The 22,852-nt window shown below is 45.0% G+C and carries 24 protein-coding genes and 1 riboswitch; of the genes, 9 read left to right on the top strand and 15 right to left on the bottom strand.

Annotation, left to right across the window (positions count from 1 at the left end):
• Positions 1-47: 47 nt before the first annotated feature.
• The 3 genes from F461_RS0111170 to F461_RS0111160 all read right to left on the bottom strand — a co-directional run bounded on the left by F461_RS0111170 (position 48) and on the right by F461_RS0111160 (position 2,582).
• Positions 48-272, bottom strand: a complete 225-nt coding sequence (locus tag F461_RS0111170) for a MoaD/ThiS family protein (RefSeq protein WP_020001246.1) — start codon at positions 270-272, stop codon at positions 48-50.
• Between the two features lie 107 nt (positions 273-379).
• Positions 380-1,360 (bottom strand): GAF domain-containing protein, encoded by a 981-nt coding sequence (locus F461_RS17750; RefSeq protein ID WP_020001245.1) that lies wholly within the window; start codon positions 1,358-1,360, stop codon positions 380-382.
• Entirely contained in the window at positions 1,350-2,582 is a 1,233-nt protein-coding gene (locus tag F461_RS0111160) for an HDOD domain-containing protein (protein ID WP_020001244.1), read from the bottom strand. The genes F461_RS17750 and F461_RS0111160 overlap by 11 nt, the downstream gene beginning before the upstream one ends.
• A gap of 183 nt (positions 2,583-2,765) precedes the next feature.
• Between F461_RS0111160 and F461_RS0111155 the strand changes: the two genes are divergently transcribed.
• The 5 genes from F461_RS0111155 (at position 2,766) to F461_RS0111135 (ending at position 6,980) form a co-directional block, all read left to right on the top strand.
• Entirely contained in the window at positions 2,766-3,230 is a 465-nt protein-coding gene (locus F461_RS0111155; RefSeq protein ID WP_020001243.1) for a CvpA family protein, read from the top strand.
• 95 nt (positions 3,231-3,325) lie between these two features.
• On the top strand, positions 3,326-4,123 hold the full coding sequence (gene mazG, locus F461_RS0111150; RefSeq protein WP_020001242.1) for a nucleoside triphosphate pyrophosphohydrolase: 798 nt from the start codon (positions 3,326-3,328) through the stop codon (positions 4,121-4,123).
• Positions 4,124-4,149: 26 nt separating this feature from the next.
• Positions 4,150-5,064, top strand: a complete 915-nt coding sequence (locus F461_RS0111145) for a hypothetical protein (protein WP_020001241.1) — start codon at positions 4,150-4,152, stop codon at positions 5,062-5,064.
• 153 nt (positions 5,065-5,217) lie between these two features.
• Positions 5,218-6,360 carry an AI-2E family transporter gene (locus F461_RS0111140; RefSeq protein WP_020001240.1) on the top strand — a complete coding sequence of 381 codons (1,143 nt, stop codon included), beginning with the start codon at positions 5,218-5,220 and terminating at the stop codon, positions 6,358-6,360.
• 29 nt (positions 6,361-6,389) lie between these two features.
• Complete coding sequence (locus F461_RS0111135; RefSeq protein WP_020001239.1) at positions 6,390-6,980, top strand: hypothetical protein; 591 nt, start codon at positions 6,390-6,392, stop codon at positions 6,978-6,980.
• A 12-nt stretch (positions 6,981-6,992) separates the two neighbouring features.
• Here the strand turns inward: F461_RS0111135 and F461_RS0111130 are convergent, their stop codons facing one another.
• Entirely contained in the window at positions 6,993-7,556 is a 564-nt protein-coding gene (locus F461_RS0111130) for a hypothetical protein (protein ID WP_020001238.1), read from the bottom strand.
• A 197-nt stretch (positions 7,557-7,753) separates the two neighbouring features.
• Between F461_RS0111130 and F461_RS0111125 the strand changes: the two genes are divergently transcribed.
• Positions 7,754-8,137 (top strand): hypothetical protein, encoded by a 384-nt coding sequence (locus F461_RS0111125; protein ID WP_020001237.1) that lies wholly within the window; start codon positions 7,754-7,756, stop codon positions 8,135-8,137.
• Positions 8,138-8,209: 72 nt separating this feature from the next.
• Here F461_RS0111125 and murJ read toward each other — a convergent pair whose 3' ends face one another.
• Positions 8,210-9,766: a murein biosynthesis integral membrane protein MurJ gene (murJ, locus tag F461_RS0111120; RefSeq protein ID WP_020001236.1), complete on the bottom strand. Its 1,557-nt coding sequence runs from the start codon at positions 9,764-9,766 to the stop codon at positions 8,210-8,212.
• Between the two features lie 291 nt (positions 9,767-10,057).
• A riboswitch (SAM riboswitch) is annotated at positions 10,058-10,166 on the top strand.
• Positions 10,167-10,297: 131 nt separating this feature from the next.
• On the opposite strand from murJ, the gene F461_RS0111115 reads away from it, so the two are divergent.
• Entirely contained in the window at positions 10,298-10,567 is a 270-nt protein-coding gene (locus tag F461_RS0111115; protein WP_020001235.1) for a hypothetical protein, read from the top strand.
• 91 nt (positions 10,568-10,658) lie between these two features.
• On the opposite strand, the gene F461_RS0111110 is transcribed toward F461_RS0111115, so the two are convergent.
• From F461_RS0111110 to F461_RS0111070, 9 genes are all read right to left on the bottom strand, one after another.
• A complete protein-coding gene (locus tag F461_RS0111110) occupies positions 10,659-11,159 on the bottom strand; it encodes an HAD family hydrolase (protein WP_020001234.1) in 501 nt (166 codons plus the stop codon).
• Positions 11,160-11,243: 84 nt separating this feature from the next.
• Positions 11,244-11,741, bottom strand: coding sequence for a single-stranded DNA-binding protein (locus F461_RS0111105; protein WP_020001233.1), 498 nt, complete (start codon positions 11,739-11,741; stop codon positions 11,244-11,246).
• Positions 11,742-11,777: 36 nt separating this feature from the next.
• Positions 11,778-12,125, bottom strand: a complete 348-nt coding sequence (locus F461_RS0111100) for a hypothetical protein (RefSeq protein WP_020001232.1) — start codon at positions 12,123-12,125, stop codon at positions 11,778-11,780.
• Positions 12,126-12,127: 2 nt separating this feature from the next.
• The gene (locus F461_RS0111095) at positions 12,128-12,778 is read right to left on the bottom strand and encodes a biotin/lipoyl attachment domain-containing protein (RefSeq protein ID WP_020001231.1); all 651 of its coding nucleotides are present in this window, start codon (positions 12,776-12,778) and stop codon (positions 12,128-12,130) included.
• Positions 12,779-12,790: 12 nt separating this feature from the next.
• Positions 12,791-15,052, bottom strand: a complete 2,262-nt coding sequence (locus F461_RS0111090; protein ID WP_020001230.1) for a carboxyl transferase domain-containing protein — start codon at positions 15,050-15,052, stop codon at positions 12,791-12,793.
• Between the two features lie 63 nt (positions 15,053-15,115).
• Positions 15,116-16,534, bottom strand: a complete 1,419-nt coding sequence (locus F461_RS0111085; RefSeq protein ID WP_020001229.1) for a biotin carboxylase N-terminal domain-containing protein — start codon at positions 16,532-16,534, stop codon at positions 15,116-15,118.
• Between the two features lie 23 nt (positions 16,535-16,557).
• Positions 16,558-16,938, bottom strand: a complete 381-nt coding sequence (locus F461_RS0111080; protein WP_020001228.1) for a PilZ domain-containing protein — start codon at positions 16,936-16,938, stop codon at positions 16,558-16,560.
• 2 nt (positions 16,939-16,940) lie between these two features.
• Positions 16,941-17,681: an OmpA/MotB family protein gene (locus tag F461_RS0111075; protein WP_020001227.1), complete on the bottom strand. Its 741-nt coding sequence runs from the start codon at positions 17,679-17,681 to the stop codon at positions 16,941-16,943.
• Positions 17,668-18,426, bottom strand: a complete 759-nt coding sequence (locus tag F461_RS0111070) for a motility protein A (protein WP_020001226.1) — start codon at positions 18,424-18,426, stop codon at positions 17,668-17,670. Before F461_RS0111070 ends, F461_RS0111075 begins: the two co-directional genes overlap by 14 nt.
• Before the next feature lie 121 nt (positions 18,427-18,547).
• Here F461_RS0111070 and F461_RS0111065 point away from each other — a divergent pair, with 121 nt between their 5' ends.
• On the top strand, positions 18,548-19,375 hold the full coding sequence (locus F461_RS0111065) for a purine-nucleoside phosphorylase (protein ID WP_020001225.1): 828 nt from the start codon (positions 18,548-18,550) through the stop codon (positions 19,373-19,375).
• 342 nt (positions 19,376-19,717) lie between these two features.
• Entirely contained in the window at positions 19,718-21,565 is a 1,848-nt protein-coding gene (gene typA / locus F461_RS0111060; protein WP_020001224.1) for a translational GTPase TypA, read from the top strand.
• Positions 21,566-21,791: 226 nt separating this feature from the next.
• On the opposite strand, the gene F461_RS0111055 is transcribed toward typA, so the two are convergent.
• Positions 21,792-22,778, bottom strand: coding sequence for a YheT family hydrolase (locus tag F461_RS0111055; RefSeq protein ID WP_020001223.1), 987 nt, complete (start codon positions 22,776-22,778; stop codon positions 21,792-21,794).
• Positions 22,779-22,852 lie beyond the last annotated feature (74 nt).

The raw sequence follows: 22,852 nt of genomic DNA, 5'->3' as shown, positions 1-22,852 counted from the left end.
TTAGCTACACAGTAACTAAGGGCACACTTTTTTTACAATAATCCGCGCTAGCCACCACCGACAGCGGGGAAAAGACCAAGACGGTCTCCTTCCTTCAGCACGCTTTCCAACGATTCATGCTTTCCGTTGATGAACATAATCTTTACATCTTCCGCTTTAATACCAAGGAGATCTATAACCTGTTTGACGGTTGAACCATCGTCTACAGCCAGAAAACCACCTTTTGGTGTGAAATCAGAAAGTGTGGCAAAACATTTTATTTCTACCTGCATGCTATATTCCTTTGTTTACACATCCAGAATAAACAATAAAAAAAATAGTGACAGAACACAACATAGAGGTTCTTTGCAATATCGTAGCCTTTATGGACCGTGCCTTCTTACAACGACATTCCCTCTATTTGTTCTTCCCCTGTAGGCGTTTCGTCCGCTGGAGCTAGAATCCCCCGCAGCACCATTCCGCCATTTCTTACTAACGGGGTAATATGGAGACTCACAACCTTCTGCCCATTCACAGAATCAAGTACCGTGTGTGTACGCATAGTGCTTTGCGGCTTTGCGAGTGCTTCAGCCTGATATTCCTGTCTCGGCATACAAAAAGCAAGACAACTGATGAGCAGTGATTCTATACGATCACGCTCTTCAGCCACAAGAAAATCAATAAAATGTCTTTTTTCCGGAGTGGCAACACTATCCAACAATTTTCCGGCAACCTTATTTGCAAAAAGAATACGCCCGCTTTCATCTATATCAAGAAATCCCACAGGAAGAGACTCTGAAAAGGCAACTACATCTTCGCCGCCGCTCCTAAAGCATTTATAGAGTTCGAAAACTTCAACAGCGGATGCACAATTTTTACACACAATCGAGAGCAATGCCATTTCGATTGCGGTAAGGTTTTTTGCACCGTCAGGGAAGACCCCGACAAACATTCCCCGCACACGGGAAGATGTTTCCAAAACATGAAGCAATACTCTGCGCTGCAACTCAACCGAGTGCACAACCACAGGACGCCCTTCTCTAAGAGCAAAGGCAAACATACCACTATCAATAAATGATGCTATGGCAGACTCTATTTTGTCATTCCACTCCTGTTGATCTGAATAGGCTAAATAAAAATCCGAAATGCCTTCATCAACAAGATACACAGCTGAAGCAGTAAAAGAGGTAATTGTTGCCACACGCGAGACTACCTCATGCAGTAACAGAGTGGGGTCATGCAGCGAGCTTATGCTCACTTTAAAATCACCAAGCGACGCAGCAAGTTCCAAAGCATCCAGTGTAAATCGAGCCTGATCTTCTAATCGGACAACCCGATTTTCAAGACACTCTTCACCAGCAGATGCGGTTCTATTCTTCATATGCCAACCGTACAATTTCTTTCGACTTAAGATAGATGTTCTTCACAAGTTCAGAAAGAGTAACTTCTGTAATATTCAACATTTTAAAAGCATTACAATCAACTGCGGAATGAGGGACATCATAAGCAGGATCAAATGTAAGTGCCCTTGCGACAATCTCTGCAACATGCATTACGGCGTATTCTTTTGTATTAATTTCATTGAATGGTGTATGGTGCTGCTGCACACTTTTTTCGATAGAGGCAGGAAAACCAAGTTTTTTTAAAATACGTCCACCAACTTCTGCATGGTTCATCCCCATATACTGTTCTTCAACAGCACAAATATCCGCGTCGCTACATAAAACCTTTTGTCGTACTTTTTCATATGCCGATGCAAAATGACGACTATAAAACATGTAGCCAATATCACGTAATATTCCGTTGGAAAAAAAACACTCTCTTCCGTATACGCCTACAGCAGCAGCAATACAGCGTGCTGCAATCCCTGTTGTAATTGCACATCGACCATGATGCATCAACACATCAGAGTTATAATACTCTTTGACATGGTGTATATACACTAGCACAAGTGCTAAATATAATACAGTTCTGTTTCCCAAAAAAGAAGTGCAGCCATATACCGATGCCACATCACAACCTTGAACATGAATTAAAGAATCGCATATCTTAAGTATCTTATTTTTAATTCTCTTATTCTTATCTATTGCAGAGACAACCGCTTCAGAAGTAAGATAAACATCATTCAACATCTTCGTGAATACGAAAAAATCTTCTGGAATACTGTCATACTCTGCAAAGATACTATCTATACATACATGCGATATATAATCATCACTGCTGGAGGACTGCAAATTTGCGGTAAAAGAAGAACGCAAATAGGGGAAAAAACCGTCGCACTGGTGTTTATCTCTATTTGCAAGGATGATGCATTCTTTTAACAAACAAGAAATTGGGAATAAGGTGGTGTCGGCATCACGAAATAGGATTTGCATTGCAGATGTGCAGCTATCAATATGTATATTGGCAAATTCATTATCTCGCTGCCCTTTTAGTTCCTCATTTGAAAAATCACATAATGGCACATCCCGTACACCCCAAATTTTGAGCACACGCAACGTTTGTTCTGTAATAATATGTCCAGATGAAAACAGCCTTCTCCCGTTAGCAAGTTGCACATCACCAGAGAGAGTCTGCCCAATATTAAGGCTAGAAATCGTCATGGTATTTTATTTCCCCCAAATAGCACGCAAACAACAAAGTCGTATAATTTATTTTGACAAAAACTACTCATAGTTACCCACAAACGCAAATGTAATTGTGTAAAACGCTACCTTTTCCACCGTACTTTTTTATGCTACTACTCGCAAAGACTCAAAACCGATTACCCTTTTTGTAGGTCATGCATGAACTATCTTGATTTAATATTTATTGTCATTACTGGATTTTTCTGTATCCGGGGCTTTTTTAGAGGTCTCATCCTGGAAGTAACATCCATTGCTGGCGTAGTTGGCGGTTTCATTTTAGCCAATAATTATTATGAACAGCTCACAATCCATCTTAAATCTGTTATCAACCCTAAATGGGCCGCAGTTGCGTCTTACGCTTTTATTTTCTTCGGAGTACTACTCCTTGTAGCCATCATTTCTGCGCTACTCCGTAAAATCATAGGCGCTGCCGGTGCTGCATGGCTTGATTACATCTTAGGAGGCATGCTCGGTTGCGCTAAGGGGTTGCTGCTCTGCTGTATCATTCTTGCATTTTTGCTAAACTTCTTTCCTAAAATTGAAGTCGTGCAGACTTCTCTTTTTGTACCCCATCTGCGCATCATCACAGATATGCTACGGCAGTTTATTCCCGCTACGTTATAACTACAACTTTACGATTAACTGCCCTTGCATAGCCAAGGGCTTTTTTATGTGTATCCAATGTAATAACCATACCAGAGAAAACGAAGAGCAAAACAATGAATAAAAGTACTACTGAATCCCTGCTTGCCCTGCGGAACGTAATTGACGAGCTCCTCGGTGAAAACGGGTGTCCTTGGGATAAGGAACAGACTCCACAAACCTTGTGTGATTACCTGCTGGAAGAAACCTACGAACTCGTAGATGCCATTCGCAGCGGTAAAAATGTAGATGTGCGCGAAGAAATGGGCGATGTTATGTTCCTTATTCTCTTCATCAGCAGCATGTACGAAAAAGAAGGTTTTAGCCTTGCAGATTCCATGCAGGAAAACGCTGCGAAAATGATCCGTCGTCATCCGCACGTATTTGGCGAAATGGGCGTACAGAACGTTGAAGAGATCTGGGCTAACTGGGAAAAAATTAAACGCACAGAAAAGAAAGGAAATGATGAAGATGCGCCTAAAGGCACCTTCGACAGTCTCCCTAAGGGACTTCCATCCTTGCTTAAAGCGTACCGTCTCAACTCCAAAGCAGCCCGTGTTGGATTCACCTGGAATAAGGATGCCGACGTAGAAAAACAATACGAAGCAGAATGGAAAGAATTTGCTGCGGCTATTGAATCTGGCGATGCTGAAGCTATTGAATCTGAATTCGGAGATGTGCTTTTTACTCTGGTAGAACTTGGCAGACGTAAAGGCATTAAAGCGAATACTGCGCTTGATAAGACCAATTTAAAATTTCTTGACCGATTCGAAAAAATGGAAGCACTCGCTCGGGAACGCGGCCTGATTTTCCCAGACCTTTCTTTTGAAGAAAAAGATGCGCTCTGGGATGATGTAAAAAAACAAAACAGCTAATGCTCCTGCCGCGCTGATTGCACTTTATGCTCACCACTATCGAAACGATCTACTCCATACTTAACACTTGGTTAAATGTGGGACAAAACTTCACAGCAGACGTCAAGGAATATGCTGAAACAGTCCTTGGCGTCTGCACTCTATCCGAACTTGAACAGCTCATTATCGATAGTGACAATCCAGATATTGAGCCTTTTTTTGAATATATCATTTTTCCAGACGAAACCTTGCTTCACACACTGGAGCCCACATTGGGGACGCCGCTTTCCTGTAAGGATGTAGCAAGCCTCAAGTCCCGTCTTGTTACAGAATCACCGCGCATAATTCTACATGAAGCAGAATATGTATGTTCATTACCGGTACCGGAATGGATGTGGACTGACTTCATTGCCAGATTGCACCTTAAGGATAAAACAGTTTCAATCCTGACGGCTTCATCACCTGCACTGACGGATTCTCTGTCTATGGAAACCCGTAGCTATCTGCGTACAGCCAATATCCCGGACTCACCTTTTTTACACACAGCTCTCTTACATTTTTTTATGACGACCCTACCGCATGATCCGCTATTTCGCTCAATGCTTTCCACGTGGGTCGAGGTTCTGACGTCTATTCCCGCAAAGCACCGCCACACGAAGACAGCGCCCATAGAATATCTGGAAAAGCGCAGACGCCGTCTATATAAAGCCATTTTTGACGCAAACGAGTTCGCAAAAAAACTTCAGCGATTCAACATGGAAACGCTCATGCTTTCCGGAGACCTTCCTCCTGCCATCAATATTGACGATGCACGGAAACAAATTCGAATTATTGACCGGCTGGCAATTGCTCTCTTCCAAAAAAATGTTGGTGCCATTGAAGAGTTGGAAGACAGGGCATGGGGAGACTTCTGTGACTATCGCCGAAACCTCATGTTACTTCCTGCAGTAGCTGATACATAATCTGTCTTTTTTACAAAGAGGTATCAAAGAATAAACCACTTTTTTATTGGCGGTTAAAATCTATTACGGCTACAATGAGGTACAATTTGTATTAAAGCACGCAGGCATCCTGCCATTGCGTATTGAACCTATATATGGATAAATACTCCGCTTATGACTGAAGAAATAAAAAAAAATACCCAAGAATCCTCCTCTGAACACACAGGACCTATACTAAAATTCCCACGTAACAATTTGTTCCGATACTTCACACTTATCCTTCTCATATTCTCCTTATATCTTGTGTACCTCATCGCTGCGCCATTTTTACATACAATCATTATCTCTATTGTGGTTGCAGCCTGCTGTTACCCTGTATACAAGCGTATCCTGAATTTGGTTAATGACCGTGCAATCTGGGCTTCTTCCATTACGATGCTGCTGCTTGTTTTATGCATAGCCATACCGCTAACATTCTTTATCGCAAGCCTTATCCCGCAAGCTGTAGACAGCGTACATGCGGTGACAACCTGGCTTCAACAATCGCAGTCTGAGTCATTCCTTTTTGACATTCAGCACAACCCAATTTTGCAATGGTTCCATGAACAAGTACCTTTTTTTGACATAAACGAAGCAGCCATAAAGTCATATCTTGCAACCATTTCTAAAACAGTCGGACAGCAACTAGTATCTTTCGGCACTTCGGCTCTGGGAGATACCCTTAACTTCGTAGCTAAGTTCCTTCTTATGCTGCTGATCGTCTTTTTCTTACTTAAAGACGGAAGCAAAATGATTGCAGGCCTCAAATATCTTTGGCCAATGCGTGAATCTCAGGAAGACGCGTTGCTGCACACATTGCGATCCACATCCCGCTCTGTGCTCGTAGGAGGTCTGCTCGTAGCAATTATTCAAGGGATTGTCGGCGGAATAGGACTTGCCTTTGTCGGTATCACGCCGCTGTTCTGGGGAACAGTCATGAGCTTCTGCTCACTTATTCCTATCGCCGGTACGGGAATTGTCTGGATTCCGGCAAGTGTCTATCTGCTTATCACGTCCGGTTGGCAACCAGCCTTGTTTATGGTGCTTTGGGGAGCAATCCCTGTTGCCGCAATTGATAGCTTCTTACGCCCATACTTTATGCGTGACAGCTCCGGTGTATCCGTATTTTTCATTTTCCTTTCGATCCTCGGCGGATTGAAAACATTTGGCATGCTCGGCATTCTATATGGTCCTCTTATCCTGAGTTTTGTCATGGTGATGCTTAAAATTTACGGTGAAGAATATCATCATATTTTATCTGAAAATTCCCGCCATTAAATGAACCTGTTTACTTCAAAGGTGCAATGATGACGAAAGTTACCCTTACAATTGACAAGACAGACCGTGCTCGTGCCACGTGGCGATATCTTACACAATCGCCTTCAGATATCCCCGCGGACATCGGCGATACCATGATGAACTTTTTGATACAGCGACTCGGTTTCGATGAAGGATACATAGATTCACACGTCAAAACAATTTTCATTAATGGAAAGCCTGTTGATGACGTAAACACGGCAACCATTCCTGCCCATGCGCGTATTGCGCTTGGTGCTGTGGCACCGGGCGTTGCAGGCATCACAATGTGCCGCAACAGCCCTATTTCCGGAATGCGCAGAAGCATTACATACCAGAACACAGAACCGGTTCAAAACATAACAGAAGGAACTGTCACCTTACTGTTGTTCAACGCTATAATGGAAGAAAAGGGATTACAGATACTGGAAAAAGGTATCACAATCTCCGCAGAAAAACTGGAAAACGCTATTGAAGAAGTCCCTGAATCAATTACTGCAGCATCTCTAGATGATGCATCGATATCCACAGCGCAACTGCTTGAATGGGTACAAAAAAACCCGCAGTTGCAAGTGCAGCTGCAGGTTAATTCAAGTTCGTAAAATTTAGAACTGTTACTGAGGGTCGGATTCGAAACCAGGGATGGTAAAGCTGCCACTGCCCTGATCTTGTCCGTTCCCCTTAGGGCAGTCAGGTTGCAGGTAACAGATGTCACATGCACCCTTAAACGGATAAAATGTAAGCACAGCATAACGACGGGACAGTGCGGAAGCGTTGGAATTGTATGGACAGCCGAGGTCTTCCATAGCAGCAACAAGCCCATCAGTAGGTTTTGGTGCCGGAGCACAGCCTGCGGTTTCAACATCAGGAAGAATAGAGTAGACGCTGCTCATGATAAACGCCTGAGCGAGATTGGTAATCATGTAAGCATCAGACGGGGAAGCATCCCATGCACCATCAGTGTCTTTTTCTGCTTCTTCATCCAGCCAAACGGCGAGGTACTGGATTTTTCCTACTTTGATTTTCTTTACGGTGAGATGGCCAAGCCACTTTTCCCATAAAGCAGCCATCTTATCCATCAACTCGCCGTCAATTCGAGTCTCCTGACTCAGCTGCAGCAACAATTCAATATCAAAATACGGTTTAGCGTCGAGATTTTCGCTTGTATATTCAGCCATAATCCTCTCCCGGGATGGTTGATTTCGTGAGCAGAGACTGTGCTGTATAACAGCAAATCAGTCAAGCCCAACAGACAGGAGAAGCCTTTGCTAACTATACTGCACCTGTGTATGTTATGTTCCATCTTACTATGCGATTACACTTACAGTTACCGGATTTAGCTGTAATATAAAACACCCATGTGCAGGAGAAGACTATGCCCCGCAGTTTCAAACTTCCATCCAAAATTCGTTTCGAATATGACATCCGCGAAGGTATTAAGCAGCAGTACACACACGGAGTGTGGGGCGGCGTGAACTCGCAGGGTGAAATAGAAATGAACTTCTATACAGAATCCGACAAGCTCCCTTCTTTCTCGGAACGCGCCATTAATCCAGACGGTACGTTAGGACCGGAACTCATTACTCAGACAGATGAAAAGACTCTCATACGAGACGTTCATTCACGCATCGTAATGAACTACCACACCGCGCAGGCACTCCGCCAATGGCTTGATGAAAAGTTAGCCACGATAGAAACCGAAGAGACAGACATCACCGATACATTCTTCGGTGATCCCGAAGGCGGCCTTGAGCAATAACGAAAAGGGCAAGTACACAGTACTTGCCCTTTTTTATACAAACGTTAAGCGACAGTTATTTGAACATTACGCTCAGCGCAAAAAACGTCTGCGTACAAAAGCGACAATCGGTTCAATAGCCTTAGGCGCAAACAACCATGATGTGCATGCATACAACAGACAGAAAAGAATTCCGCTCACGGCCAGCGATACAAACGCTCCTGTTAGCGGACGTCCTTCCAATAAAAGAGGAATATGGTGCACTGCGTATGTTGACATCATCATTGCTGGAGCACACAGCACCGCTGACAGCAGAAACATGCGGATTACGCCCTTGAATGCATCACTGCCAAACTTACGCGTCCAGACCACGGAAAGAGCCATTGTGTAAAGAACTACAGACATGGTTCCTGCCAGAGCCACACCCATTACTCCTATAGTTTTTCCGAGAAACCAGTAAACAGGCACAGCAAAGAGAGACATTATAGTCCCCACCACAGCGGGGGTAATTGTATCTTTATGCGCATAGAAAGCGCGCCCTATCATCTGCTGTACTCCCCAGAAAGCCACAGAGGCAAGCATGATCTGTAAAAGCGGAGTTGCGCCGAGTGTTTCCTTTGCGCCAAAGCTTCCCTGCTGAAAAATAAGCCGGAGCGTAGGCTCGGAAGCACTGATCATCCAGAACGAAAGGGGCACAATAAAAAGCATGGTATTCCGCAACGCCTTACTAAGCGTAGCATTAAATTCATGCGTATCCCCCTTTGCAACAAGTGCTGCAAGAAACGGATAGGACGCCACACCTGCGGCTTGCGCAACAACACCAACAGGTACAAGCATAATGCGACGGGAATAATTCAACAAACTCACAGAGCCGTCACCAGTAAGGGAACCGAAGATACGGACAAACTGCTCATCAAGCACAACAATAGATTGTCCAATCATAAGCGGCAACGCCAGCAGCACGAATTTTTTCAATCCCGGATGCCGCAACGCAAAACGCCATTTCAAACCGCCGCTGCGGACTGCTAAATATGGCAGCATAAAACTACCTGTTGCTGCGCCGAAGAGCACGCCCCAACAGAACCCTTCCATGCCCTTGTCGATCATGAAAAGACCACCAATGATGATGCTTGCGTTGTAGACAAGAGGAACAAGAGCCGGCACCAGAAACTGCTTGCGCATATACAGCACACCGGAAAAACATGATCCCAGAAGAAAAAATATTTGTGCCGGTAAAATAATGCGTAAAAAGTACGTAAGCCGCGCAAGCGAAGGAGCATCAAACCCCGGTGCCGCAATTTTAGCTAGATACGGAGCGCCAATCCACGCCACACAGGTACCGGCAGTAATGACTGCACAAACCCAGAACAACACGGAAGAAAGGAATGTCCAGCCTTCATCGTCACTTTTGCTGAAATATTCTGCAAGCAACGGAATAAGTGTAATGGAAAAATACCCGCCAGCCAGCAGGTAGTTCAAGAAATCCGGAATAACAAACGAGGCAAAATAAATATCAGACTCTATGGATGCACCGTAATAAAAAGAAATCACTTTATCCCGGATCAACCCCATAAATCGCGACAGGAAGATGCTGACAGCCATAATAACTGCAGCAAGCCCCATATGCTGTCTGCCTGTTAGAAACGCCATATACGCGTTAGCTCCTTACATAAATACCCAAAAATAGCCTCACATATTGTGAGTACTACCTGCTCATACAACAATCTATGTTTCGTACCTTATCAAGGGTTGAAATACTACTTATGGTTTTCCTACCAATTTATCGAAAAACACAATAATGTTATTCTTTATGAAAATAACAATCTGTTTTTATGAATACACGATACATGTCTAATACGTAACTATCTTTAATCATAACAATATTGATTTTTGCACATTTCCTGCTTGACTTTATACAAAGTTAGATCATACTAAGTAAATAACTCATGTAGAGGACACGAGGGAATTGGCCCATTGACTGTCCGGCAACCTGTACTACCACAGTAGTGCAAGGTGCTAAGCCAACCGCGTTACGCGGAAACCATGAGGCTGTGTACACACGTTCAGCCTCTCATTTGAGAGGCTTTTTTTTATTACTTCGGGCGGATTTATAGCGATTGCGCGCCCGGTTAAACAATACTGCTAATAGCTTTCCGGATTCCGGATAAAAGGAGATTGTTCATGTTAGCCTTCCTGACACAATTTGCAAAAGCACCAAAAGCAAATATAGTGTTTCTCTACCACGATTCCTCAGTACAACCTGCCCCTGCGCAATATACTGACCCGTTGGAACTCTTAGGCGACATACGAATGCTTCACCTGACGCAAGAACAAAAAGATGAATTGCGTGCAAAACTCCGCAGCGATCTCGCGACCAGTGACGAGCGTGAAATATGGCGCCATAGAGCGCTTAGAAAAAATTTAATTCACTCTCTCGGTCAGATTGTGTGAATTCCCTAAAAAAAAAGCCAACGAAATTAATTCGTTGGCTTTTTTAGTATCGATGCAACATGCGCAGCAACATCAATCAGGTACATTCATCCTAGGAAAATCCCAGAGAGACTAGTGCGGCGTTTAATTCTGCATATGAATGGATTGTACGGATTCGCTTTTTTTCTTTGCGTTCATCCGAATGCTGGTTAAACCAGATACCATTCATGCCAACTTCTGTCGCTCCCCATATGTCGTCCATATAGCTATCACCAACCATCACAACCCGTTCCGGTGGAAGTTTGAGGTTATCTAAGACATAACGCCAAAACTCTGCCCACGGTTTGGGATGCCCCGCTCCGCCATAACTATATACTGCAGAAAAACATTCTCGAATACCTAATGGCGCAAAGGCATCAAGCATTGCTTCATCACCAGATTCTGATGCATTCGTCGCCAAAGCGACACGCCAGCTTTTACTCACTGTCCTGACAGCATCTACAGCACCGTCCACCGCAGGAACGGTTGACCAGCCACGTTTTTCCCCTAGATAAATCGGCATGGTCTGCATCAACGTACCACCCCAATCAAAAAGTAACGCTCTATCAAACATGGGTATCCTTTCTGTCTCCTCAGACTAAAAAACCCGAAGGCGAAAAACGCCTTCGGGTAAATATATAAATGAAACAACGATTACCTAGAAGGGTACATCGTCCATTCCACTAGCTTCAGATGGGAATGCGGGACCAAGGTCTTCATTACCGGAATTATACTGTTGCTGTTGCGGCTGGAAATTATTGTTCTGCTGCGGACGTGGAGCATTGTTCTGCTGGAAGGAACGGCGTTCGCCGCCCTGCTGCATAGAATCGCCCTTACGATCGAGGAACTGAACACGCTGTGCTTTAATTTCCGTAGTATACCGGGTCTGACCCTGCTGATCCTGCCACTGGCGGGTCTGAAGGCTGCCCTCAACGTACACAAGGCTTCCTTTGCCAAGGTAGTTAGCGCAGTTTTCAGCCACACGCTGGAAGACAACCACGCGGTGCCATTCAGTACGATCCTGTTTGTTGCCTTCACGGTCTGTGTAGGATTCGTCTGTCGCTACGTTAAAGTTAGCGATAGGCGTACCATTACCCGCGTAACGCAACTCCGGGTCTGCACCAAGACGACCGATGATCATCACTTTATTCAGCATTATTGGGCTCCTTAAAAATTACTTTATCCACGATTCTTACTCGTTCGGTAAATCTTTTTCAAGATCTGATAATGCATCTTCTATTTTATCCGTAAGCTGGTTTGCTTTCTGCGGATTCCATTCACTCAACGCTTCTTCGAGTTCCTGACGGAGCGCAAAAATAGCATCGAGCGGCTCTTTGGCGTACGCCTTCAACTCATCAGACCAGTCTGCAAAGCGACATGCATCCACCAGTGTCTCGATCATCTCAACCACACCGGTTTTTGCCACATAGCGTTGCTGTTCTTTAGGAAACGCAAGCTCGTATAACCGAGGCCATGCATCCCTGACTTCATCTTCTGAATACGTAGACGCCCAAACTCGAACCTGCAGAACTTTACCCATACTTACTCCTGTTCAGTCCATTCAGTCTGCACGCGGACAACGACATCCTCAATAAGAGCAAGTTGATCCGGCGGACACACCCCAATAAGAGCTGCACCTGCATCAATGTTTTCATTATGCTGGAAGTAAACAGAGTAAATTACGCCGTCCGGTCCAGAATAGTTAAGCGGTGCTTCACGTTTCATACGGGACATAATGAACAGTTCCATACCATCATGTACAGTTACACTCTGGGAACCGGAACTTTTAATCTTGCTGTCCACGTCCGGAGCAAAGTAGTACTTTGCCCGTTCTGGAGCTTCAAACAAGAACAATGCTTTTTTAAGAATGATGCTGAGAACTTCTTCTTTAGAGAGGAAGTGACGCAGGCGCACAAGTTCTGTACCCGCTTCTACAAAGGTGCCTTCAAGCTCTGTGTAGATTTTTTTTACAACACCTTTCTGGGTTGCACGGATAATTTTATCGTTACGCTCACGCTGCAAGGTCGCAAGTGAAGTACCGGGAATTTCATTCCAAGTACCGGTTGCACCAATAACGCGGTCGCCTTCTTTGATGGAACCAAAGGAGACTACACCGGTATGAGGAGCGGTAATAACCAATTCTTCGTATGGAGAAGCTTTAATTTCTTCAAGAAGTTTAGAAATGTCGAGCATATAAAGCCTCCACTATCTGTAGTAAAGGTTACGGCCGCCCATAGTCATAAGCGCCTGAGATAAATTGTGTCGCGCATCACGACGATCCCAGATACCCTGAATATGACCACGGCTGAGAGCCTTCTGGGCACGATGGTAATCTGGTGGAATATCCACACCGGTTGTTTCTTTAATTACACCAGGACCCGCAAAACCAATATTAGAAGAACGGATTGCGAACTGGTAAGGTGAACAACCAAGGAAACTTGCAAGCGGACCAGCGTAAGAGTTGGTGTCGTACAGAACAAGGTAGAGACCACCAGCATCGAGGTAACGGCGAACAGCCATTGTACAACGAGGCATCTGAATTACACCGTTAACACCTTCCTGAATACGAATACCTGCAGTACCGTGAACATAACTTATGAACGGGAAGCGTTTTTTCTTCGCACGTTCTGCAGCCTGAATAAACTTTTCACCTTCGGCTGCACCAACAGTACCACCGCGGAACGGTGCAATAAGAGTAGCAACAACAACTTTCACGTTGTCAATGCGTGCCTCAAAGGTTGTACAGGAAGATTTAAGGCCGGTTTTATTTTTAGCCTGCTCAAGTTTCAGGTCAAAGCCTTCAAAACCAAGCGGGTTAGCAGATTCAACTTCAGTATTAAACTCAAAAATGGAACCCGGATCAAAGATGTTGTGCATGTACCACTGGTATTCCATCGGGAAATGGTGGCCACAGCTGTTACACACGCCGGCATACTCGCCAAAGAGGTCTGGTGCCCAAAGGTCCTGACAACCATGGGTCTCCGCATTCGGGCATGTGATCGCACGGTCTTCTTTGGCTCGTGGAGAAATGTAGCTCCACTGTCCTTTGCCCTGATCTTCCTCATCCCACTGAGAAAGCATAGTAAGCTCTTTCTCTTTGTCGGCTTTGGAAGTGCTGGCAGGAATAGCTTTCGTAAGCTTTTTCCAAGGCCCTTTCACCTTGTCCATCAGGACACGGGCTTCCGCATCTACTTCTTCCACCGCATACATCAATTTTTTCTGATGTGAACGCCACAGATCGTATTTAAAGTAGGAATAGGTATCCCAACCTTTTTCTACGAACCATGCAGCCACACGACGATGAACAGGGCGGCGGTCAATGAAAGCAGATTTAGAGAGTTTATTAAACTTCGCATGACGCTTGGCGATAAGACGAGCACGAGCTTTCTTGCTCAAGCTCCAGCGTACATGGATATTTTCAAGATCAAGATCTTCAATAGACTTACCCTTACGACGACGAAGCGCCATAGCACGGAAAGGAGAAAAACCCTTTACGTTCAAAATAACTTCATCAGTTGCGCGGATAACTTCCTGGCGCAAACTGCGGAAGAATTCGTAATGGTAAGGACGGGCACCAAGTGCCGGTTCCTGAATCTTATGGTCGATGTAGCCCATGCGCACGTTATCATCAGCAGTAATTTTCAGCTGATGTGCACATTTTTCAACAAGGTCAGCACCTGCACGATCTCCACCACGAAGACGGCCTTCAATAGCTGCCGCACCTTCCGGTGAAATAACAGAGTAGTACCCGTGTGAAAGCATCAGACGGCTATCAGCAAGGCCGATAGCTTCTGCACCACCGGAACCACCTTCAGAGAAGATCGCAACAACAGGCACACTGAGTGCTGCCATTTCATACAAGTTCTTTGCGATCTGCTGTGCTGCGCCCGGAGAGTCTTCAATCGGGTAAGATCCCGGAGTAAAAACAAAAGTGTGCACAGGAATATTCTCGGTTTCTGCAACCTTCATGTAGTGCAACGCTTTTGCGTTACCCCAAGGTTTTACAGAGCCACCGTTACGAAATTCTTCGCCGTGCCCTTTTTCCTGGCCAATAACCATAACAGGCTGGTGGTACACACGTTTGCCACTACGACGAGTAATGTACGCACGGGCAATAAGCATTGAAGGATCAATGCTGTTTTCGTCTTTACCACCGATTTCTGTATAGTTATCGTATACGTTTTCTAAAATATCACGAAGGCAGATACGCTGCGAGTGCCGTACAATGCGCACCTTATCCATCGCGGTAAGTTCATTTTCAAGATTACGTTCTACAAAACCAAAAAGATCTTCAAGCGTCGTGAGAGCAGCAAACTTGTCTTCTGCAGACAAGCTGTTCTCACGCTGAATGAACTCTTCAAGTTTTGTTTCAAGCAGACGGATATTTTCCTGCTGCTTATCACCGAAGATGTCTTTTATGTACGTAAGACGTTCGGTTAAATGCTGTGTTCTCTTTTCGGTATCCATATAGTCTCCCCCGCGCCGCTAGGCGGGGTTGATAATGCTTTACTGAGTATTCCGGCAGCAGTGCTAAAACTTCAAAATTACGTCAGTTTTAGTACGCAGGAAATTAACGTTGGACTTGAGTGATTCACCACTCAGATTACGGCCTGTGAGACGCAATTCATCCAAGAATTTCTTACCGTTATTTTTTACCTCAGACAGGTCTTTACCCCAGATAATTGCAAGGGCAAGGTTAGGGTCAAACTCGGTTGGAATGTCATACGCAATATCCGTAGGGACATGGGAATGCATCTCAAGCCAGTCATGTTCATCCCAACCAAAATCCTCAATACAGCCAACCCATGGAGTAAATTTGATCTCCGGATTTTCTGCAATAAGGCGGTATTCAATGCCAACACCATCAAAGGTGATGTCATCCTGACCGTACCCAAGAGGTTCCCCTAAACCTACTCGAATCTGCTCTGCAATAAGATCAACACCGGCTTCGCCTTTAACGCGGGAAATCATGGCAGACACACCGTTTTCAACCTGAATACGGGTGTTAACTTCCATGAGGAACGGACGACCATCGCGGGTCACAATCCATTCCCAGGTTCCTACGTTATCATAGCCTACCTTGCGCGCCATAGCGAGTGAGTATTCGGTAATATCGTCCAGAACTTTCTGGGCGTCGAATGTGTAGTTAATGGAGCTTGGGTCAAAACCCGGCGCAATTTCAAGGCGCTTTTGAAGACCGGTAGATTGGATGGAGCAGTTACGCGTGCCGAAATGTACTGGATTTTTACCAGTACGGTCAGACACAATCTGTACTTCCAAGTGGTTGAAGTCTTTGATGCGCTGTTCGATAAGCACACCCTCGTCACTGAACTGACGAAGAGAATAGCTGCGGATACGACGATATACAGATTTAAAGAGATCTATATCATACACCTCTTCAATACCCATACCGCCGCCACCTGCGGATGCTTTTACCAGTACCATAGGGTGTTCAATACCCTGCTCTTCCTGAAACTCGAAAAGCTGACGAGCAATCTTTTCTGCTTCAAGTTCATCGTACACTGGACGGTCTGAGCCCGGTACGGTTGGTACTTCCAAGCTTCGCGCAAGGCGTTTTGTATTAATTTTATCGCCCAACTCGCGGATAATTCTCCATGAAGGGCCAATAAAAATAAGTTTTTTTTCACGCTGCGTTACACGGCGTGCAAAACGATAGTCCTCTGCAAAAAAGCCATAGCCCGGATGAATAGCAGTCGCACCTGATTCATCAGCCACAGCTAACAGTTCGTTTGCATCCTGATAGGAAGAAACGCGGTAGAGACTTTTTTCGCCTCCATGCTCTTTAGCCATGCGAACATGACCTGAAGCACTATCTTCTGCAGTGTAAACACAGACAAAACCTAATCCAAGCTTTTGACAAGCCTGCATGATACGGATGGCAATTTCCCCTCTGTTCGCCACCAGCACCTTGTGGTTTGTATTCTGCACGTATTACCCTCGATTTTTGCAGCCTAATCAGCTGCAGATTTTTCTCTTTTCTTGGCGATCATTCGCTTTTGTAATTCAAGCACGAGCCTGTCAAGCCGTGCTTCCTGTCTGCGATCAAGAGTGCGGAAATCGCAGCCAATTATACCATTATCAAGTATTCTGACTACTCTGCAAGTAAGATCGGAAAGGTAGGCCTTCCCCGCAACAAGAATAGAAACAGAGTACTCAGTGCCCTCTTTTAAGAATACTGACTCATTTTTTATCGCGAACCCTGTTACACTGACGTCCAGAATATCGCAAGTCACATTTTGCTCTTCAAAGGTAACCGCAATACCATATGCCTTTGCTCGAAAGGCCCTGCGACGCTCGTTGCCTGTTGGCATAGTAAAATCAAGTTTACTCATGGCTACTTGCCCACCCGTCTTTCAAAAACAAATTCAACTCTTCGGTTCTGCGCTCTGTTCGCTTCATTAATGTTAGGCATAAGCGGATCAAGATCACTAAGCCCCGTTGCGGTTAATCGCTGAGGCTCAATACCATGTTCAATATAGTAACGCAGAACATTGACTGCACGCAATGCTGATATTTCCCAGTTATCTCTATATCGGCTGGAAGGACTAGGCTGCACATCATCAGTGTATCCTTTGATATTGATGACCTGATCCTTGTTCTTCAAAAACAACTGGCGCATTTCTTCTAATATTTTATAGCCATCAGGGCTTATTGTCACCTTGCCATTTTCAAACATGGCAGCCGAGGGAAGCCGCAGAGTAATTACGCCTTCATCAAACACAGAACCAATCTGCCCTTCCATACCTTTCTGGTTCAGGTAGGTTCGCATGTCTGAGTATACTTTACGTTGTGCTTCAATGAGCTGCTTTTGTAAACGGACGGACTCTAAAATTGCCGTATCATCCTGCCGTACAGGGGAAGTAAGCAGGTTTTGATCATCACCACCAAACACTTGGCGAACGGTTAAGAAAGAATCTGTAAACTGTTTCTCGTCAATAACAGACATGGAAAAAAGCAATACAAAGAAAGCTAGCAACAATGTAACCATATCTGCAAATGTTGTAAGCCAAGTATCCGCTTCGGAGTCGTCACCAATATCATCTTGTAACGCATAGTCGTCTCTATCTTCGAACATTTTTTCTGTCCTCCGGAGAGATGAATGAACTTAATTTTTCATACACCAGGCGCGGGTTGTTATTTTCTAAAATACACTTGGCGCCTTCAAAAATAATATTAAGTTGAACTTCTTCCTGAAGAGTTCTTGCCTTCAGCTTACCCGCCATAGGCAGGAACAGAAGGTTAGCAAGCAGAGCACCATAAAATGTTGTTAGCAAAGCAACAGCCATTGCAGGCCCAATACTGGAGGGATCGTCCAGATGAGCAAGCATCTGAACCAGACCAATAAGCGTACCGATCATCCCGAAAGCCGGAGCAACTGCTCCAAGTCGGTTAAAAACAGCAATCGCGATATTCTGTCTTCGTTTCATAGACAGAATCTCAATTTTTAATGTGTCATGAATAATATCTGGATCAGCATTATCAGAAATTAACTGACATGCTTTTTTAAGCAGAGGACTTTCGGTTTTAATATTTTCCAGAGCAACCAAGCCCTCACGACGGCTGATTTCTGCGATACGAACCATTGTGTTAACCACTTCCGGAACCTTGGTACGGCGGGAAGCAAACACCTTTACAACGCTCGCAACAGCAAACGCTACTTCCTCTAACGGAAAGGATACAAAAATGGCAGCACCGGAGCCACCAAATACAATCATCGCACCCGGCACGTTAATAAAATCGCCAACACTCCCCCCCATAAAAATTGCGCCAGTAACAAGAGCAAAACCAACAATAACCCCGAGAAGAGTTGCAATATCCATATATTAAACCTATGTAAAAGACGGGTTCGTATATTTTATCACAACATGTGACTGCATCATGCTCCGTCAAACCCATTACGGGGCATGTTTCCCTACAATCAATCAATAGGTATAGCAGGTTATGCAAAGTTTGAATAAAGTACATAACGCCGTACAGTCAATCAAAGAGCTTGTTAAAAATGATCTTTCTCCCAAAATCGGCATTGCACTCGGCACTGGACTTGGTGATTTTGTAAATGCGGTTACTGTAACCGAGACCATTTCTTACAACGACATCATTGATTTTCCACATTCAACAGTGGAATCACATGCAGGACAATTTGTTTTCGGTACCCTTGCCGATGTTCCTGTAGTAATTCAACAGGGAAGAAATCACCTGTACGAAGGATATTCTCCCGCTGAAGTAAGTATGGGTGTCCGCGTCATGGCCACGCTTGGCATTGATACATACATTGCTACCAACGCCGCAGGCTGCCTTGTTCCCCAATGGGATGCCGGCACTCTCATGGCAATTACAGACCACATCAACTTTACAGGACGCACACCTCTTTCCGGTCACAATATTGAGGAATGGGGGCCACGCTTTCCTGACATGAGTCAGGCATATGACCCGCAGCTCATCAGCTGTGCAATGGAAGAGGCTGCCAAGCTCGGCATTCGACTCGAGCGAGGAATCTATGCAGGAGTTCATGGGCCACAGATGGAAACACCTGCTGAAACCCGTATGTTCAAACGCCTTGGCGCTGATGCAGTAGGTATGTCTACCGTCATGGAAGTCATTGCTGCGCGCCATCTCGGGTTAAAAGTTCTTGGAGTGTCCTGCCTGACAAACAAAAACCTTCCCGACTGCATGAAAGATGTTCCACTTGATGAAATTATCCGAACAGCAAACAAAGCCGGTGCTAACCTCTCTGCTCTGCTGCAGGCAATTATCGCCAAACAGTGCTAACACGAGTTGTCCCCACCCTAAATACTTCCGACAACACCGTGTGCAAAGGGAACTTCTGATGCCTCAACCCCCTTATCGGAACGTAACCGCATTTCATTAGATTGATATCTTTTTGACATAAAAACACCGTGAGTTCTTTTTTTACAAGAGAGCTCACGGTGCTCTATTTATCGTGCCTTCAGTCGTCCCTCATGTTACATTAACTGCAAAACAAGCACCTGAATGCTTGCCCTTTCTCGCGCTTAGGTATATGCCTCCGACACAACGCATAACCGCAAAAGTTTTCCTGCAGCCACAACCAGCAGCAAAAAAAGAACTTTTGCATTATATAAGGAATTATTTGTGACTCAGACCACTCATAACGATGCAATTCGTAACGTTGCGATTATCGCACACGTTGACCACGGCAAAACAACTCTTGTTGACGCTATGTTTAAACAGGGTGGCATCTTCCGTGCCAACCAGGAAGTTGATGACCGTGTAATGGATAGCATGGATCTAGAACGCGAGCGTGGTATTACCATTGCTGCAAAAAACTGTGCTGTCTCCTGGCAGGGAACAAAAATTAACATCATCGACACCCCTGGTCACGCCGACTTTGGTGGTGAAGTTGAACGTTCCCTCACGATGGCTGACGGTGCTATTCTGCTCGTTGACGCATCGGAAGGCCCGCTTCCGCAGACCCGTTTCGTACTCAAGAAAACTCTTGAGGCAGGTCTCAAAGTTATTGTTGTTATCAACAAAATTGACCGTCCTGACGCACGTATTGATGAAGTGCTCGACGAAGTATACGACCTGTTCATTGATCTTGAAGCAAACGACGATCAGCTCGAATTTCCAGTTCTTTACGCTGTCGGCCGCGATGGCGTTGCAATGAACTCACCTGAAGAAGAGCAGAAAGACCTCACCCCACTGTTTGAAGTTATTCTTTCTGAAGTTCCCGGTCCGGTCTATGACCCTGAACAGCCTTTCCAGATGCTTGTAGCTGACCTGTCCTACTCCGACTACCTTGGTCGTCTTGCAGTAGGTCGAGTGTTCCACGGCACCATTCACAGCAATGATCAGCTGGCATGTATCGGTGCTGACAACAACCCGCGCAGCCTTCGCGTTTCTAAAATTCAAACCTACCAAGGCTTGAAACTTGCTGAAGCAAGCGAAGCTTCTCCGGGTGATATCGTAGTTATCTCCGGCATCGAAGATGTAAAAATCGGTGATACTATCTGTACTAAAGAAGCACCGAAAGCACTCAAACGCATCAACGTTGACGAACCAACCGTTTCTATGCGTTTCAGCATCAACTCTTCTCCACTTGCAGGCACTGAAGGCAAACACGTTCAGTCCAGTAAAATTCGTGAACGTCTGACCCGCGAGACCATGCTCAACGTAGCTATCCGTGTTGAAGACAGTGACGAACGTGACAGCTTCATCGTTAAAGGCCGTGGTGAATTCCAGATGGCTATCCTCGTTGAACAAATGCGTCGCGAAGGCTTCGAACTCACCATCGGTCGTCCTGAAGTTATTTTCAAAGAAATTGACGGCGTGCTTTCCGAACCAATGGAAAAACTGTTCATCGACTGTGATGACGTATTCATGGGTATCGTGACTGAAAAACTTTCCGCACGTAAAGGCCGCATGACCAACCTCGTGAACAACGGTACAGGCCGTGTTCGTATGGAATTCACCATTCCTTCCCGTGGTCTCATCGGCTACCGTGATGAGTTCCTTACCGACACCAAAGGTACCGGTATTATGAACTCACTCTTCGATGGTTACGAAGAATACCGTGGAGAATTCCCGACCCGTCACACAGGCTCTCTTGTTTGTGACCGTTCCGGTCAGTCCGTTGCGTACGCACTCTTTAACTTAGAGCCACGTGGTGAAATTTTCATCGATGCAGGCATTCCTGTATACGAAGGAATGATTATCGGCGAACATAACCGTGACAACGACCTCGACGTTAACCCTTGTAAAGGTAAAAAACTTACGAACGTTCGTGCTTCCGGTAAAGACGATGCAGTAACCCTTACTCCAGTTCGTCCTATGACTCTTGAACGCGCTATCCACTTCATTACTGAAGATGAGTGTGTAGAAGTAACTCCGGAATCCATTCGTCTGCGTAAAAACATTCTTTCCGGCCAGAACCGTCATCGCCTTGCAGGTCGCAAAAAGAAAGCAGCTGAAAACCAATAAGCCTCTCGAAAAAAGAGTAGTGACGTGTTGTAACAACGTCCCTATTCAACTTTTCCAGCAATAAAAAAGAGCCGTGAAGCAATCTGTTGTTCAGATCGTTTCGCGGCTTTCTTTATGCTATGGCAAACCGTTGCAAAGGGATAGCTCACACCTTATAGGTTGCGTTTCTACATTCGGGCAATCACAAGGGGTTACTCCCTATTCTTTCAAGAAAAAACTCCCCCTACTATGTCAGCCCCATAACTTGGCCTACGAACTCTACGGCACGAATTTCAGACCAATAGTAATCATCATCCGCGATCCTTACAAACCCGATGTGTCCCCCATCAGCCGGAGTTTCAAGATACAGGGACTTACTCCTATGCGCCTGCCCCGTTGGATAACAAGTCGGCCATAAGAACGGGTCGTTTCGGGCACTGACCATTAGTGTCGGAACACGCACCTTGTCTAAGAACTGCACACTTGAGCTTTCCTTCCAATATTCCATTGCATTTTTAAACCCGTACCACGGTGCAGTATATTCTTCATCAAAATCTTTAAATGTTTTCAAATCATTCAAGTTAGTTATGTCCACCAACTCCGGAAACACTTCATGCTTCTGCGCAATTTTATCTTTTAACGTGCGCATAAAGTTTTTTAAGTAGATGGAATTAGAAGGCCTATCCATAGCCTTTGCTGCGCCAATCAAGTCACATGGCACAGAAAAGGCAACTGCCGCCTGAATACTTGAATGCACTTTGCTAACAGGATCTCCCAGATATTTTAGAATCTGATTTCCACCCATGCTAAATCCCACAAGAACAATTTCCTCATACCCCTTTCCTGCACAAAAATTCACAACACACTGCAAGTCTTCGGTTGAACCGCTATGGTACATATAAGGCGTTCTGTTAGGAGCGCCACTACATCCTCTAAAATTCCATGCAGCAGCATCCCACCCTGCCCGCACAAAGGCACGAACCATTCCTTTCACATATGAACGTTTAGAATTGCCTTCCAGACCGTGAGAAACGATTACAAGACGTTTTCTGGGGTATCCCAAAATTGCATAGTGAAAATCTACATCTAAAAAATCATTATCAGGCGTAGTAATCCGTTGGACAGTACACGCGGGTAAATCCAATGTTCTGAATAAAGCAGGATATAACGTTTGTGCATGTCCACCGGGTAAAAAAAACGGAGCCGGATACAGTGTGTTTTCATAAATCGGCATAGTGCTCACCTCAGAGGATAACGTGACAATTACACCATAACAGTATACGTCCCTTTGGCTTCATGTAAGCAGTA

Origin of the sequence: Halodesulfovibrio aestuarii DSM 17919 = ATCC 29578 (assembly GCF_000384815.1) — a bacterium.
Lineage (GTDB): Bacteria > Desulfobacterota > Desulfovibrionia > Desulfovibrionales > Desulfovibrionaceae > Halodesulfovibrio > Halodesulfovibrio aestuarii.
This window is presented reverse-complemented; position numbering and strand designations above follow the sequence as displayed.